This window comes from Pseudomonas cichorii (assembly GCF_003700275.1).
Classification (GTDB): domain Bacteria; phylum Pseudomonadota; class Gammaproteobacteria; order Pseudomonadales; family Pseudomonadaceae; genus Aquipseudomonas; species Aquipseudomonas cichorii_B.
This window is the reverse complement of sequence record NZ_RBRE01000033.1, coordinates 58,960-74,477: the sequence shown is the minus strand read 5'-3', so window position 1 is coordinate 74,477 and position 15,518 is coordinate 58,960. Positions and strand designations below refer to the sequence as shown.

The window sequence follows — 15,518 nt, the reverse complement described above, 5'->3', positions numbered from 1 at the left end:
AAGGTGTCGATAACAGGCCCCGATGCAGCCTACATGAACAAGGTGCAAGCCTTGCAACCTGGCCTGAGAATCCTGATGTCGAATCGTCTGCCCGTTACCGTTTTGTCCGGTTTTCTTGGAGCCGGGAAAAGTACTCTCCTCAATTACGTGCTGCGCAACCGCGAAGATCTGCGCGTGGCGGTGATCGTTAACGATATGAGCGAGATCAACATCGATGGCGGCGAAGTTCAGCGCGATGTCAGCCTGAACCGTGCCGAAGAAAAGCTGATCGAGATGAGCAACGGCTGCATCTGCTGCACGTTGCGCGAAGACCTGCTTGAAGAAGTCAGTCGCCTGGCCCAGGACGGACGCTTCGATTACCTGCTGATCGAATCAACCGGCATTTCCGAACCCTTGCCCGTTGCCGAAACCTTCACCTTCCGCGATGAAGCCGGCAAGAGCCTGGCCGACCTGGCGCGGCTGGACACCATGGTGACCGTGGTCGACGGCGTCAATTTCCTGCTTGATTACCAGGCTTCCGAAAGCCTGGCGACCCGTGGTGAAACCCTGGGCGAAGATGATGATCGTTCGATCACCGACCTGCTGATCGAGCAGATCGAGTTCGCCGACGTGATCCTGCTCAGCAAGATCGATCTGATCAGCTCCAGCGAGCGCCAGGAACTGATGGCGATCCTCAAGCGCCTCAACGCCCATGCCGAGATTGTGCCGATGGTGATGGGCGAGGTGCCGCTGTCGACCATTCTCAACACGGGTCGCTTCGACTTCGAGCGCGCGTCCCAGGCGCCGGGCTGGCTCAAGGAAATGCGCGGCGAGCACGTGCCGGAAACCGAGGAATATGGCATCGCCTCCACGGCATACCGGGCGCGGCGTCCGTTTCATCCGGAACGCTTCTTCAGCTTTATCGACCGCCCGTGGACCAACGGCAAACTGCTGCGCTCCAAGGGCTTCTTCTGGCTGGCGAGCAAATACAAGGATGCTGGCAGCTGGTCACAGGCCGGTGGCCTGATGCGTCATGGCTTTGCGGGCCGCTGGTGGCGTTTCGTGGCGCGCGCGCACTGGCCGCAGGATCAGGAAAACATCAGTTCGATCATGGACAACTGGTCGCCTGAAACCGGCGACTGCCGTCAGGAACTGGTATTCATCGGGCAAAATATCGATTTCGCCCTCCTGACCGCCGAGCTGGATGCCTGCCTGCTCACCGATGATGAATTGGCCATGGGGGCCGAAAGCTGGCGCCTGCTGCCCGATCCTTTCGGTGACTGGTTCGACGAGGAGGCTGCCTGATGCTGGCACCGGTCATGAAATTTCAGCCCCGCGCCCGTCAGGTGCAGGGCGAGACGCCAGAAGTGTTGGGGCTGGTGCTGGAAGACGGCGTCAACCTGTCCGTCTGGCAGCGTCAGTTGCCCGCGCACATCGAGGATTTCGGTGCCTTGCTGCTATCGTTGAACGAGCCACTGGCAGAGTCCATGACTCTGGAAGTGAAGGGCGGTGATGTCGAGCCCAACCTGCAAGGTCTGGCAGCGGGCTATGCCGACTTGCAGGGTTATGACGGGTTTATTGCCGACGTATCCTGGCTGGTCAGCGCCTATGCGTGCCTGCTGGGAGCCGAATGTGTCGGTTTGCGCCTGCGGGCACTGGACAAGGCCATGTGTCCGCGCTTTCACGTCGATCATGTGCCGGTGCGGATGGTCACCACCTACGCCGGGATCGGCAGCCAGTGGCTCAAGGAAAACGCTATCGACCGCAAGCAACTCGGCCGTCCCGAGGCCGAACCGCAGGATCCGGCCCGTATCCAGCAGATCCATTGCGGAGAAGTGGCCTTGCTCAAGGGCGAGCGCTGGAGTGGCAATGAAGGGCTGGGCCTGGTGCATCGTTCGCCACAACTTGAGCGAAACGAGCGGCGGTTGATTCTGACTCTGGACTGGCTGGCCTAATCTGGAGCCAGCCACTTGCCCTTGCTTTGCCCTTCGCAGAACGGCTTGAGGTAAAGCGCGTCGCTGGCCACGCCGTAATAGTGGATGTTCTCGCGATAGGGCATATTGGCGACCTGCGCGTTGCTGCAGATGCCAAAGGCGCCTGCCGGACAGCTCTGCGAGAACGTCACCTCGGTTTTCTGCCCGGCCAGTTGCGGCTGGCAGAAGCTGTCGTGGAACATCTTTGGCGGAATACTGATGTTTTCCTGGCAGACTTTGACGTCCAGCCGCTCGGCCTGGCTGTGCACCAGGCACGCGTCTGCCCACGCCTGGCCTGAAATCATCGCCAGTACCATGAGGGCTGGCCGGATTGCTCGCATGGCTACCTTTCCTTCATATTCGTTTGCAAAGCCATTCTCCAGAAGCGACCCCAGATGCTGCAAAACATCCCGACCCATGTGATCGGTGGCCCGTTGGGCGCCGGCAAGACCAGTGTGATCAGGCATCTGCTCGACCAGAAACCTGCCGATGAGCGCTGGGCGGTGCTGATCAACGAGTTCGGTCAGATCGGTCTGGATGCTGCGTTGTTGACCGTGGCTGGCGATGGTATCGCACTTGGCGAAGTGGCTGGCGGTTGCCTGTGCTGCGTCAATGGCGTGCCGTTTCAGATCGGCCTGGGGCGTCTGTTGCGCAAGGCCCGACCTGATCGACTGTTCATCGAGCCTTCGGGCCTGGGCCATCCGGCGCAACTCATGGCTCAACTGGCTGAAGCGCCATGGCAGAGCGTGCTCAGCGTACAGCCCGGCGTGATGGTGCTGGATTCGATCAGCCTGGCCGCAGGCCAGCCGCTGCCGACGACCCAGCAGGAGGCGCTGGCCACTGCGGGTCTGCTGGTGATGAACAAGTCGCAGCATATGGACGAGGCGTCACGTACGCGGCTGGCCGAGACATTGCCTGGGCATGCTTTGGTCTGGGTTGAGCAGGGTCAGTTGCCGTTGGCGCAATTGCCAGGTTTTCTGCTGGCAGGAGCTGTGGATAACAGCGCTGTGGATAACCTCGTTCTGCCCCGCAGTCTCGGGCAATTGCCAGCCGTGTGGCGTGATCCGGCAGAGCCGATATGCCTGAGTCAGGCAAGTCCGGAAGGCTGGAGCATCGGCTGGCGCTGGCATCCGTCCCGGCAGTTTGATCTGGCGAAACTTGGCCAATGGCTGGAAAACCTTGCATGGCGCCGCGCCAAGATGGTTATCCACAGCCCGACCGGCTGGGTTTCAGCCAACGGGCTTGAGGGTTCGCGTCTCGACTGGCAGGGCAGCGAGTGGCGTCAGGACTCGCGTCTGGAATTGATCTTTGCAACGCCACAGGACAGCACCTTGTTGCAGGCACAACTGGCCGAATGCGTGCGCTGAGTCACTGTTTGCGTTGTTGATGAGTCTCGCGCCACTTGTTCATTTCGATGATTTCAGCGCCAGGTGGTGGCGTTTTAATTTCAAACGGGTAGGGTGCGAGTTCGATCTGCGCCGAATGGGCGCCGAACATCGTGATTGTGCCGGGATGGCGCTGTTCGCCGGTGACCGTGAACTCGAAGCCGTAAACCCGTGCCAGACGCTTGTGGCCCTGGGCATCACGGGCAAAGGTCAGGCGTCGCAAGGCCACATTGCCGTCCAGCAGCTCCAGATCGAGCCGGGCGCAATGCTGTTTGACTCGTTCCAGTGCCCGCTCGCGCAGACCGTGGGAATGCCACAACCAGGCTGCCGCGCTCGCGAACAGCATCAGCACGAAAATGTTTCCCAGGGTCAGCATGGCAGAGTGCTCCAACAAAGGAGCCTCCAGCTTAACTGCCCCAAGTGATTTACAGCCATACTGCGCGACTTAAATTTCTTATTACTGCACTTGCATCGTGTTCAGGATCCTCCAATGAAACGTACACCTCACTTGCTCGCCATCCAGTCCCACGTGGTGTTCGGCCACGCAGGCAATGGGGCAGCGGTGTTCCCGATGCAGCGTATCGGGGTCAATGTCTGGCCGCTCAATACCGTTCAGTTCTCCAATCACACCCAATACAAGCAATGGACGGGCGAAGTGCTGGCTCCCCAGCAGATCCCGGCGCTGATCGAAGGGATCGCGGCAATTGGCGAGCTGGGCAACTGTGATGCCGTGCTTTCCGGTTATCTGGGCAGCGCGGCGCAGGGGCGGGCGATTCTGACCGGCGTGGCGCGCATCAAGGCGGCCAATCCCAAGGCGCTGTACTTGTGCGATCCGGTGATGGGGCATCCCGAGAAAGGCTGTATCGTGCCAGCCGAGGTCAGCGATTTTCTGCTCGAAGAAGCGGCCGCCGTGGCGGATTTCATGTGCCCGAACCAGCTTGAACTGGACAGCTTTGCCGGTCGCAAGCCCGAATCCCTGAGCGATTGCCTGGCCATGGCGCGCGCGTTACTGGCACGCGGCCCGAAGGCGGTGCTGGTCAAGCATCTGGATTATCCCGGCAAGGCTGCCGATGGTTTTGAAATGCTGCTGGTCACCGCCGATGCCAGCTGGCACCTGCGCCGTCCGCTGCTGGCCTTCCCGCGTCAGCCGGTGGGCGTTGGTGATCTGACCTCCGGCCTGTTCCTGGCGCGGGTGTTACTGGGCGACGATCTGGTCGGGGCTTTCGAGTTCACCGCTGCGGCGGTTCACGAAGTGCTGCTGGAAACCCAGGCCTGTGGCAGCTACGAGCTGGAGCTGGTACGCGCCCAGGACCGGATTGCCCATCCGCGGGTGCGGTTCGAGGCGGTACGTTTGTAACAGGCTTGCCTGCAGCGCCAGGAGCCAATTCATTCGCGAATGAATTCGCTCCTGGCGGGTAGTGTCTAGAGGGCTTCTTCCTTGATTTCCTGATAACGCTTTTCCAGTTCCTGGCGGATCTGGCGGCGTTGGCGGCCCTGGATAAAGCGGCGTTTCTCGTCGGCGGTTTCCGGTTCCAGCGGCGGCACGCTGGCCGGCTTGCGGTTGTCGTCCACCGCGACCATGGTGAAGAAGCAACTGTTGGTATGGCGTACCGAGCGCTCGCGGATGTTCTCGGTCACCACCTTGATGCCGACCTCCATCGAGGTATTGCCGGTGTAGTTCACCGAAGCCAGAAAGGTCACCAGTTCACCGACGTGAACCGGTTCGCGGAAAATCACCTGGTCCACGGACAGCGTCACCACGTAGCGACCGGCATAACGGCTGGCGCAGGCGTAGGCGACTTCATCCAGATACTTGAGCAACGTACCGCCATGCACATTGCCAGAGAAGTTGGCCATGTCCGGGGTCATCAATACAGTCATCGACAGCTGGGCGTTTCCGGGTTCCATAGCGTACTCACACGGTTCAAGGTCATCATGAGTGGCGCCTTATGCTGGCGCTCACGAGGGCGGTTCAATTCCTGCAACGACAGTTATCGGGACGCTGGCCGATGTGCAGCCGTCACGCCTTGTAACCGATCTGTTTCCATATATTGCACCGGCTTTCTCGTGCCGGGTGCAGTGTTACTCTCCCAAAACCCGTGGATCGGGTTTTTTCTGACGTTTTTAGTCACGTTTTCCTGATGTAACTTCCGAATTTTCAGCTTCGCTGGCGACCTGGAAGAGGAATGCATCATTTATTCATAAGGAGCCACACCCATGCATGCCGTCAATTTTATCCAGGATTTGGCAGTGATCATGCTGGTGGCGGGTGTGGTGACCATTCTCTTCCATCGCCTCAAACAGCCGGTGGTACTGGGCTATATCGTGGCCGGCTTCATCATCGGCCCGCACACGCCGCCCGTTGGGCTGATTCACGATGAAGGCACGATCAAGACCCTCGCCGAACTGGGGGTGATCTTCCTGATGTTCTGCCTGGGGCTGGAGTTCAGCCTGCGCAAGCTGTTCAAGGTCGGCGCCACGGCGTTCATCGCGGCCTTTCTCGAAATTACCCTGATGATCTGGATCGGCTACGAGATTGGCCAGTTCTTTGGCTGGAAAACCATGGACTCGCTGTTCCTCGGCGCGATCCTGGCAATTTCCTCGACCACCATCATCGTCAAGGCCCTCAATGACCTGAAGATGAAGAATCAGCATTTTGCCCAACTGATCTTTGGCGTGCTGATCGTCGAAGACATTCTGGGGATTGGCATCATTGCCTTGCTGTCGGGCATCGCGGTCAGTGGCTCGGTCAGTTCGGGAGAGGTCTTTTCCACGGTCGGCAAGCTGTCGTTGTTCATGATCGTGGCCCTGGTGATCGGCATCCTGCTGGTGCCGCGGCTGCTGTCTTACGTGGCGAAGTTTGAAAGCAACGAAATGCTCCTGATCACGGTACTGGGTCTGTGTTTCGGTTTCTGTCTGTTGGTCGTGAAACTGGAATACAGCATGGTGCTGGGCGCGTTCCTGATCGGTGCGATCATGGCCGAATCGCGGCAACTGGTGAAAATCGAGGGTCTGATCGAGCCTGTTCGCGACATGTTCAGTGCGATCTTCTTTGTCGCCATTGGCCTGATGATCGACCCCAGGGTCCTGCTTGAATACGCCTGGCCGATCGCGTTGATTACCGTTGCTGTGGTGCTGGGCAAGATGGTGTCCTGCGGGCTGGGGGCTTTCATTGCCGGCAACGATGGCCGCACCTCGCTACGGGTCGGCATGGGTCTGTCCCAGATTGGCGAGTTTTCCTTCATCATCGCGGCGTTGGGCATGACCCTGCAGGTCACCAGTGACTTCCTGTATCCGGTGGCGGTGGCTGTCTCGGCGATTACCACGCTGCTCACGCCGTACCTGATCCGTGCCGCTGACCCGCTGTCGCTCAAACTGGCGGCTGTGGTGCCGCGGCGCATGGCGCGGGTGTTCGGCATGTATGGCGAATGGTTGCGCAGCATCCAGCCGCAAGGGCAGGGCGCGGTACTGGCTTCGATGATCCGGCGGATCTTGCTGCAGGTCGGCGTCAACCTGGCGTTGGTGATCGCGATCTTCTTCAGTGGCGGTTATTTCGCCGAACGCATTGGCACCTACATAAGCGAATGGGTCGGTGACGTTGGTCAGCAGAAAGCCTGGATCTGCGGCGCGGCATTACTGCTGTCGCTACCGTTCCTGATTGCGGCGTACCGCAAGCTCAAGGCGCTGTCGATGCTGCTGGCGGAGATGGGCGTGAAGCCGGAGATGGCGGGCCGTCATACGGTGCGGGTGCGCAAGGTGGTGGCTGAAGTGATTCCGCTGCTGTCGCTGGTGGTGATCTTTCTTCTGTTGGCGGCCCTGTCGGCGAGCATTCTGCCGACCAGCGAGCTATTGCTGGTGATCGTGCTGATTGCGGCAGTTGTGGCGGCGCTGCTGTGGCGCTGGTTCATTCGTGTGCATACGCGGATGCAGATTGCCTTGCTGGAAACCCTGGGCAACAACAATCAGGAGTCGTCCGGGCATTGAGCCCGGCGATACCTGCTAGCGGGGTGTCTCAGCTTTCCAGCCAGACATCCCTGGCCCAGTGCCAGACCGATTCCCAGTTCTCTTCGGTGACCAGCTCTTCTTCGCCGGACCAAAACACGACAGTGCCGTCTTCTTCCACACAGTAATAGTCGTCGCCGCTCTGGCAGATCGGAATCAGTTCACGCGGCACGCCCAGATCCCAGGCGGTCGCGGCGACCTCCGGCAGATAGGTGTGTGACTGCGGATCGGTAACGGTGACCGGCTCGAAGCTGCCATACACGACGTCGCTGACGGTCAGAAGAAATTCCTTGAAGACGTAAGGAATATTGATAAACAGCTGTTCCTCGATCTCGACTAGCTGGTCTTCATCCGGCAGTTCGAGTGGAACCGGAACCGGTTCGTTTTGTTCACGCAGTTGTTCGATGACTTCTTCCACGACATGGGTCCTCTAAGCTTGATGGCGCGGGTTATACAGTAGCCTAAAGCTTTTCTCAAAATAACTACCCGATCGGATAGGCTCTGTACGAAAAATCCCGATAGGCCGCCTTTCAATTAACTTCAAGCGTGGGACCTTTCAGACCGTCTTTTGTTAGTCCCGGGCGACCAAAATAAAAAACCCCGGAACGAGTCCGGGGTTTCGATGCTGCGGGTGCTGTATCGGGATCAGCCGTTCTGGCGAATACCGGCTACCAGCCAAGGCTGGTTTTCGCCCGGGGCACGTTCCATGTTCCAGCTTTCGCTGAAGACTTCGCCCTGATCAAAGCGCGAGGTCTTGGACACGCCCGAGAAGGTCAGGGTCGCGATGGTTTTATCAGCGCGATCATCCACGCCTTCCAGTTGCACCTGCAGATTGTCGATGTAGGTCGACTGGAAAGCATCGCCCAGATCGGCACGTTCCTTTTTCAGGAACTGCAGCATCTGTGGAGTAACGAACTCGGCGATCTTGTCCATCTCGTTCGCATCCCAGTGCTGCTGCAGCGACTGGAAGTGGTTGCGAGCGGCTTCAAGGAAGCGTTCTTCATTGAACCAGGCCGGAGCGTTGATAACCGGAGCTGCTGGAGCCGACGAAGCGCTACCGAAGATCGGGTTCTGCGCTGGCTGGCTGTTTTCACGCTGGTACGGAGCACCGGCACCGGCCATTTTCGGCTGTTGCTGCTGACGACGACGCGCAATGAAGCGGAAGATCAGGAAGGCGATCAGGCCCATGATCAGGATGTCGAAGATTTGCAGGCCGTTGAAGCCATCACCCATGAACATTGCAGCCAGCAGGCCACCGGCAGCGATACCGGCCAATGGGCCTAACCAGCGCGAAGCGCCGCTGGCAGCAGCTGCCGGACGACCGGCAGCGTTAGGCGCTGCCGCTGGAGTGGAAGGGGCTGCCTGGCGTGCCTGGTGAGACGGTGCCGAGCCCATGCTTTTGCCGCCACCAAAACGTGCGGCGTTCACATCCAGACTCATGGTGAGTCCGATGCACAGCGCCATAGCCATGCTTAGAAAACGTTGCATAAGGGTATTCCCGTTGTTTGAGTGCACGCGCGTCATGTTGCACATGCGACCAGCCGATGGCTAGTGCGTTAATGTTTCGGACTTTTGCACGGGGTCTGTAGGAAACCAAACCAAATCGTGTATGAACTCTGTAGGAGCCTCCGCCGCCCCGCTGTCGCGCAGCAAATTTACGACTGTTACGCAGCCAGTCGCGGGCGCTCCTGCACAGTCATCTCAGATCGGCACCAGCTTCGCATAACCCATCATCAGCCACTTGCTGCCTTCGGCGAAGTTGACCTGCACCCTGGCCTGGGCACCGGAGCCCTCGAAGTTGAGGATCACGCCTTCACCGAATACGGCATGCTGTACATGCTGGCCCAGGGTGAACTGGGTTTCGGGGATGCCGGTGCCTGTGAACAGGCTGCTGTTGTTGACCTTCTGGGTTCCGCCGAAAGGACGACTGACGCTATTGGACAGGCGCACTTCCTGGATCAGGGTCGGCGGAATCTCGCGAACGAAACGCGACACCTTGTTGTAGGTTTCGCTGCCATACAGGCGACGGGTTTCGGCGTAGGTCATCACCAGCTGTTGCATGGCGCGGGTGATGCCGACGTAAGCCAGGCGACGTTCCTCTTCCAGACGGCCGGGTTCTTCCAGGCTCATCTTGTGCGGGAACAGCCCTTCTTCCATGCCCACCAGGAACACGTAAGGGAATTCCAGGCCCTTGGCGCTGTGCAGGGTCATGAGCTGGATGCTGTCTTCGTGCTCCTGGGCCTGGGTGTCGCCGGCTTCCAGCGAGGCATGGCCGATGAAGGCGGCCAGCGGCGTCAGGTCTTCGTCATCGTCGCTGTTCTCGAAGTTGCGCGCAGCGCTGACCAGCTCCTCAAGGTTTTCCACCCGCGCCTGGCCTTTTTCGCCTTTTTCCTGCTGGTGGTAGTCGATCAGCCCCGACTGCTCGATGACCGTCTGGGTCATCAGGTGCAAGGGCATGTCCATGACCTTGGCCGCGAGGTTTTCGATCAGCTCGATAAAGGTGTTCAAGGCTCCGGCTGCCCGACCGGTCAGGCCCTTGTTGGCGACCAACAGGCGCATCGCTTCCCACATCGATACATCGCTGTGGCGGGCATGCTCGCGGATTGCCTCGACGGTCTTCTCGCCGATGCCGCGAGCCGGTACGTTGATCACCCGCTCCAAAGCGGCATCGTTGCCACGGCCTTCGAGCAGGCGCAGGTAAGCCATGGCGTTCTTGATCTCGGCACGCTCGAAGAAGCGCTGGCCGCCATAGATGCGGTAAGGAATGCGCTCGCGCAGCAAGGCCTCTTCCAGCACCCGCGACTGGGCGTTGGAGCGATAGAGAATGGCGATATCGTTGCGTGACAGGCCGGTTTTCAGGGCGCTTTCGATGGTTTCGACCACGTAGCGCGCTTCGTCGTGTTCGTTGAAGGCGGCATACAGATTGATCAGTTCGCCATCGCCGACGTCGGTCCACAGTTCCTTGCCCAGGCGACCGCTGTTGTTGACGATCAAGCCGTTGGCAGCCTTGAGGATGCTGGCCGTCGAGCGGTAGTTCTGCTCCAGGCGGATGACTTCGGTATCCGGGAAGTCCGACGAATACTGATGAATGTTCTCGATCTTCGCGCCACGCCAGCCATAAATCGACTGATCGTCATCGCCGACCACCATCAGGCTGTCGCCGCCCTGTGCCAGCAGCCGCAACCAGGCGTACTGCACGGCGTTGGTGTCCTGGAATTCGTCGACCAGCACATGCCGGAAGCGCCGCTGATAGTGCGCCAGCAGGCCGGGATGATCGCGCCACAGGTCCAGGGCGCGCAGCAGCAGCTCGGAGAAGTCGATGACGCCGGCGCGCTGGCAGGCGGCTTCATAGGCTTCGTAGATCGATTTCATGGTGCCGAGGAACAGATCGCCGCCGGCCTGAATATGTTTAGGGCGCAGGCCTTCGTCTTTCTGGCCATTGATGAACCATTGCGCCTGACGGGCCGGCCAGCGCTGTTCGTCCAGACCCAGCTCGCGGATCACCCGCTTGACCAGCCGCTGCTGGTCGTCGCTGTCCAGAATCTGGAAGGTCTGCACCAGCCCCGCTTCCTGCCAGTGTGCCCGCAACAGGCGATGCGCCAGGCCGTGGAAGGTGCCGACCCACATGCCTGCCGGGCTGATGCCCATCAATTGCTCGATGCGATGTCGCATCTCGGCTGCGGCTTTGTTGGTGAACGTCACCGACAGGACCGAATGCGGGGAGGCTTGCTCGACCTGCATCAGCCATGCGATGCGATGCACCAGCACACGGGTTTTGCCGGAACCAGCGCCGGCCAGGACCAACTGACGACCCAGGGAGGCAGCTACGGCCTGACGCTGGGCATCGTTGAGGGAATTGAGAAGAAGAGAGAGATCATCGCGCATCGACGCATTCTAGGGTGCTGCGTCATGGCGGGCAAACCATGCTTTGTCATGGGTAATAAAAAGTCGCCGGGGCTGACGATCGGTCATGCCAGGCAGTTGGTAACGCCAGGCGTGCCTGAGTTGTGCAGAAATGCCGTGATTGTCACAGTTTTATGGTGGTGGCAGTTTGGTCTGGACGAGCGCTTGTGTATGCTCGACATACGTCAAGGCCTTATCAAATACAAGAAATCTGCCATGCCTTTCAGCTTCAGCGCCCACGATGCTTCTGACACCAGCCGGCGAGGCATTCGCAACAAATTCGCGACCCGGTTAGTGGTCGAGCGCACGCGCCTGCTTTATCAGGGATCGCTGTTGCCTACCTTGTTCATGTTCATCAGTGGACTGGTCTGTGCGGGATTGCTCTGGAGCCCTGAACGTTATGTGCTGGTGAGTATCTGGCTGGTCTGGCTGACGGTGCTGGTGGGCCTGCGGGTTATGCAGGTTGCTGCGTTTCGGGCGGCTTCTGCCGAGCGTCAGGCGCAACCGGTCTGGCGCCGGATGTTTCTGCTGGGCGCTGCGGTCAGTGGTCTGACGCTGGCCTGTGCGGCCATGGCGCTGGTGCCTGTCGACAGTTTCGAGCAGCAGGCCTGGGTGTTCGGCATGATCGGCGGCGCGACGCTGTGTGCCAGCGTGGCCTATGCCGTCAGCATGACGGCCTTTCTGACGTTCAGCCTGTCCTGCCTTGTGCCGCCGATCATTTATCTGTTCCTGGGCGGCGGGGTGCCCTTGCGCGGCTGGGGCTGGCTCGGCCTGATTCTGCTGTGTGCCCTGATCGTGGTCGCCTGGCAGATCAATCGCCTGATCCTGCGCAGCCTGTTGCAGCGCTTTCAGAATCAGGCCTTGATCGAGCATTTGCAGCAGGCGCGTGCCACCGGCGACGAACTCAATGAAAGCCTGGCCCGGGAAGTCGAACAGCGGCGGCATGCCGAGCGCAGCCTGCGCGAGGCGCAGACCGGGCTTGAGGAGCGCGTTGCCCAGCGTACGCTGGAGCTGGAAGTGGCCAATCTGGCCTTGAGCAGAAGCCCGCCGCGTCTGGCCGAGAAGGTCTTCGATGCGGTCAGCGAAAGCATCGTGATTTTCGACCCGGATTACCGGATTCTGACCATCAACCAGGCTTTCTCCCGAGTGACCGGCTATGTGCCCGAAGATGTGGTCGGTCGCAAGGTCATGGACATCGCCAGCAGCCGCGATGCCCGTCGTCACTTCCAGGCGATTCACTATGCGCTGGAGCAGACTGGAAGCTGGCAGGGCGAACTGGTGGAAGCGCGGAAGAACGGCGAGCTGTATCCGCAATGGCTACATATGAACGTTGTCCACGATATCACCGGCAATGTCAGCCATATCGTCGGTTTATTCACCGATTTGTCCGCCCGTCGCGAGTCCGAGGAGCGCATGCGCTACCTCACGCATTTCGATGAGTTGACCGGCCTGGCCAACCGCTCGCAGTTCAAGGAGCGCCTGCGTGAAGCCAACCTGCGGGTACGTCAGGGCGGGCGAAGCCTGGCGCTGCTGCATATCAACCTGGATCGTTTCAAGCTGCTCAACGAGAGTCTGGGGCATGAAGTGGCGGACCAGTTGCTCAAGCACGTTGCGCGCCGTCTGGTCAGCGCCATGCCCGAGGCCGACACCATTGCGCGCCTGTCCGGCGATGAGTTCGCGGTACTGTTCGATGCCTACGCCAACCTTTCCAGTCTGGCGCGGGTCACCAGCCGTTTGCTGAGCAAGCTGCGCACGCCCTTGTCGGTGGCAGGCCACGATCTGGTCATCAGCGCTTCGGTGGGGATCAGCCTGCTGCCGGACTCTGCCCGCGAAGTCTCGGCACTGGTAAGCCAGGCCAATATGGCGATGCAGCATGCCAAGCACCTGGGCGGCAACAACTTCCAGTTCTTCACTGAAAGCCTGCGGGCCAGCACGCTGGAACGCCTGCAACTGGAAATCCAGCTGCGCAAGGCCATCGAAGAGCATCAGCTACAGGTTTTCTATCAACCCAAGATGCTTCTGGAAAATGGTCGTCTGGATGCGGCTGAAGCTCTGGTTCGCTGGAGCCACCCGACTCGCGGCATGGTGCCGCCGGGCGAGTTCATCGGTCTGGCCGAAGAAACCGGGCTGATTGGTGAGATTGGTGAGTTCGTGCTGCGTCAGGCCTGTTGGCAGGCGTGTGAATGGCAGCGTCAGGGGCTTGAGCCGATCCGCGTGTCGGTCAACCTCTCGGTGCACCAGTTGCGTCAGGGCAAGCTGGTCAGCCTGGTCCGCCAGGTGCTGGATGAAACGGGGCTGGCGCCGTCGCTGCTGGAGCTGGAACTGACCGAAAGCCAGCTGCTCGACAGCGTTGAACACATCATCTCGACCTTCCAGCAGTTGCGCGAGCTGGGGGTGAAATTGGCCATCGATGACTTTGGCACCGGCTATTCTTCCCTGAGCTATCTGAAACGCTTCCCGGTCGATTACGTGAAAATCGACCAGGCGTTCATCCGCGGCCTGGATGACGGTACGGAAGATGCGGCAATCATTCAGGCAATCATCTCGATGGCCCATAGTCTGGGGCTCAAGGTGGTGGCCGAAGGTGTCGAGAACGAGAAGCAACTGGAGTTTCTCAAGGCGCATGGCTGCGATGAGGTTCAGGGCTATCTGATCAGCCGGCCGATCGAGGCGTCACGGATGGCTGACATGCTGGGTCTGGCCCGCTGAAGTCGATCACGCTCTCGAATGTAGGATTATTCCCACAAAAAAGAGAGATCTGTCATTCAAAGGCTTGTGTATGACGTTCCTGGCTCGTTTAACTGGGCGGCTCGCAGGTCATGTAGTATAACTACAAGAAAGCTACAACCCCGCCAACCGCATCACTAACGAGTCTGCCTCTTGAATCTGCTGCAACACATCGCCCAGTCACGTAATCTGCTGCGCAAGTCGGAGCTCAAGGTAGCCGACCATGTGCTGCTCGACCCTGCGGCTGTGATGCACAGTTCCATGGCTGACCTTGCGCATAGCGTCGGGATCAGTGAGCCGACCATCGTGCGTTTCTGTCGCGCCATCGGTTGCACGGGTTTTCAGGATCTGAAGCTCAAGCTGGCGCAAAGCCTGGCAGCCGGAGCCAGTTTCGGGCAGTTCGCAATTCACGAAGACGATTCGGTTGCCGACTACAGCCTGAAGATTTTCGACACCACGCTGCACACCCTGATGGAAGTTCGCGAGAATCTCGATCCGCATGCGCTGCAACTGGCTGTGACCGCCATGGCGGGTGCCAATCGGGTCGAGTTCTATGGTTTTGGAGCTTCGGGTGCTGTAGCGGCCGATGCCCAGCACAAGTTCTTTCGCCTGCTGCTGAGCGCTGCGGCCTATTCCGATCCGCACATGCAGGCGATGTCGGCGGTGACCTTGAAGCCCACCGATGTTGCAGTGTGCATTTCCCAGTCTGGCCGTTCCAAGGATTTGCTGATTTCGGCGAATCTGGTGCGTGAAAGCGGCGCAACGCTGATCACGCTATGCCCGAGCCAGACGCCATTGGCCGAGCTGTCGTCGGTCAATCTGGCAATCGATGTGCATGAAGACACCGAAATCTATACCCCGCTGACCTCGCGTATCGCGCATCTGGTGGTGATCGATGTGCTGGCGATGGGTGTTGCCATGGCGCGCGGTCCGAGCCTGGTCAACCACCTCAAGAGCGTCAAGCGCAGTCTGCGCAGCCTGCGGCTATCGCCCAAGTCGGTGAAAACCCACGAAGATTGATTGTTCCGGCAGATACAAAAACTCCCGCCAGATACCGCGAGGGTAAATGACGGGAGCCACTGAGAAGAACCTTGCAGGTTGCTATCAGCTAACGACTTCGATCTTGTCGATCACAGCCAGTTTTTCTTCTTTGTAGTAGATCGTTACGTGGGTAACGTCATAGCCCGCTGCTGGCTGCGAGTACGAGACAGTTTTGTCTGTCAGCGCAGGGAGGCCGATGCCTTTGTCTTCCATGTGCAGATCCAGCCTCAGGCCGAGCGACTTGTCCTGACGCGGGCTCAGAACCAGAGTGGCTTCAGTGACGCTGGTAGGTACGGTAACGACGCCGGAAACCACGAGTTTTGGACCTTCGGTGCCAGGCATGGTGTTCAGGTGTGCGTTCCAGTCTTTGTTTTGAATGCTCATTTTTGTCTTCCTTGACTTGTTTAAGTAGTTGTCTTGTTTCGTTTGTTGTTGCGTCCTGCAGGGCTACTATCTCCGCAAAAAACCTCTGTAGAACAATACATATTTATTTTTTCAGATCTTTTTT

General features: G+C 59.4%; 14 protein-coding genes. 7 read left to right on the top strand and 7 right to left on the bottom strand.

What is annotated here, in order from left to right; all coding sequences use genetic code 11:
- The first annotated feature begins 75 nt into the window (after positions 1-75).
- Positions 76-1,284 carry a zinc metallochaperone GTPase ZigA gene (gene zigA / locus ALQ04_RS07590; RefSeq protein WP_122315206.1) on the top strand — a complete coding sequence of 403 codons (1,209 nt, stop codon included), beginning with the start codon at positions 76-78 and terminating at the stop codon, positions 1,282-1,284.
- On the top strand, positions 1,284-1,934 hold the full coding sequence (locus ALQ04_RS07585) for a DUF1826 domain-containing protein (protein ID WP_122315142.1): 651 nt from the start codon (positions 1,284-1,286) through the stop codon (positions 1,932-1,934). The genes zigA and ALQ04_RS07585 overlap by 1 nt, the downstream gene beginning before the upstream one ends.
- On the opposite strand, the gene ALQ04_RS07580 is transcribed toward ALQ04_RS07585, so the two are convergent.
- Positions 1,931-2,293 carry an NADH:ubiquinone oxidoreductase gene (locus tag ALQ04_RS07580; RefSeq protein ID WP_122315141.1) on the bottom strand — a complete coding sequence of 121 codons (363 nt, stop codon included), beginning with the start codon at positions 2,291-2,293 and terminating at the stop codon, positions 1,931-1,933. The genes ALQ04_RS07585 and ALQ04_RS07580 overlap by 4 nt on opposite strands.
- A gap of 54 nt (positions 2,294-2,347) precedes the next feature.
- Here ALQ04_RS07580 and ALQ04_RS07575 point away from each other — a divergent pair, with 54 nt between their 5' ends.
- Positions 2,348-3,319: a GTP-binding protein gene (locus tag ALQ04_RS07575; RefSeq protein ID WP_122315140.1), complete on the top strand. Its 972-nt coding sequence runs from the start codon at positions 2,348-2,350 to the stop codon at positions 3,317-3,319.
- Between the two features lies 1 nt (position 3,320).
- Here ALQ04_RS07575 and ALQ04_RS07570 read toward each other — a convergent pair whose 3' ends face one another.
- Positions 3,321-3,713: a DUF3301 domain-containing protein gene (locus ALQ04_RS07570; protein WP_122315139.1), complete on the bottom strand. Its 393-nt coding sequence runs from the start codon at positions 3,711-3,713 to the stop codon at positions 3,321-3,323.
- 114 nt (positions 3,714-3,827) lie between these two features.
- Here ALQ04_RS07570 and pdxY point away from each other — a divergent pair, with 114 nt between their 5' ends.
- Positions 3,828-4,694, top strand: coding sequence for a pyridoxal kinase PdxY (pdxY, locus tag ALQ04_RS07565; protein WP_122315138.1), 867 nt, complete (start codon positions 3,828-3,830; stop codon positions 4,692-4,694).
- A gap of 65 nt (positions 4,695-4,759) precedes the next feature.
- On the opposite strand, the gene ALQ04_RS07560 is transcribed toward pdxY, so the two are convergent.
- Positions 4,760-5,245 (bottom strand): acyl-CoA thioesterase, encoded by a 486-nt coding sequence (locus tag ALQ04_RS07560; RefSeq protein WP_122315137.1) that lies wholly within the window; start codon positions 5,243-5,245, stop codon positions 4,760-4,762.
- A gap of 309 nt (positions 5,246-5,554) precedes the next feature.
- Here ALQ04_RS07560 and ALQ04_RS07550 point away from each other — a divergent pair, with 309 nt between their 5' ends.
- Positions 5,555-7,321, top strand: coding sequence for a cation:proton antiporter (locus ALQ04_RS07550; protein ID WP_122315135.1), 1,767 nt, complete (start codon positions 5,555-5,557; stop codon positions 7,319-7,321).
- Between the two features lie 28 nt (positions 7,322-7,349).
- On the opposite strand, the gene ALQ04_RS07545 is transcribed toward ALQ04_RS07550, so the two are convergent.
- From ALQ04_RS07545 to uvrD, 3 genes are all read right to left on the bottom strand, one after another.
- On the bottom strand, positions 7,350-7,757 hold the full coding sequence (locus tag ALQ04_RS07545) for an SMI1/KNR4 family protein (RefSeq protein ID WP_122315134.1): 408 nt from the start codon (positions 7,755-7,757) through the stop codon (positions 7,350-7,352).
- A 227-nt stretch (positions 7,758-7,984) separates the two neighbouring features.
- Entirely contained in the window at positions 7,985-8,827 is an 843-nt protein-coding gene (locus tag ALQ04_RS07540) for a Tim44 domain-containing protein (protein WP_122315133.1), read from the bottom strand.
- 213 nt (positions 8,828-9,040) lie between these two features.
- Positions 9,041-11,224, bottom strand: coding sequence for a DNA helicase II (gene uvrD / locus ALQ04_RS07535; protein ID WP_122315132.1), 2,184 nt, complete (start codon positions 11,222-11,224; stop codon positions 9,041-9,043).
- Between the two features lie 234 nt (positions 11,225-11,458).
- On the opposite strand from uvrD, the gene ALQ04_RS07530 reads away from it, so the two are divergent.
- Both ALQ04_RS07530 and hexR read left to right on the top strand, forming a co-directional pair.
- Entirely contained in the window at positions 11,459-13,951 is a 2,493-nt protein-coding gene (locus ALQ04_RS07530; protein ID WP_122315131.1) for a bifunctional diguanylate cyclase/phosphodiesterase, read from the top strand.
- A gap of 171 nt (positions 13,952-14,122) precedes the next feature.
- On the top strand, positions 14,123-14,989 hold the full coding sequence (gene hexR, locus ALQ04_RS07525; RefSeq protein ID WP_122315130.1) for a transcriptional regulator HexR: 867 nt from the start codon (positions 14,123-14,125) through the stop codon (positions 14,987-14,989).
- An 84-nt stretch (positions 14,990-15,073) separates the two neighbouring features.
- Here hexR and ALQ04_RS07520 read toward each other — a convergent pair whose 3' ends face one another.
- Entirely contained in the window at positions 15,074-15,394 is a 321-nt protein-coding gene (locus ALQ04_RS07520; RefSeq protein WP_122315129.1) for a hypothetical protein, read from the bottom strand.
- Between the last annotated feature and the right edge of the window lie 124 nt (positions 15,395-15,518).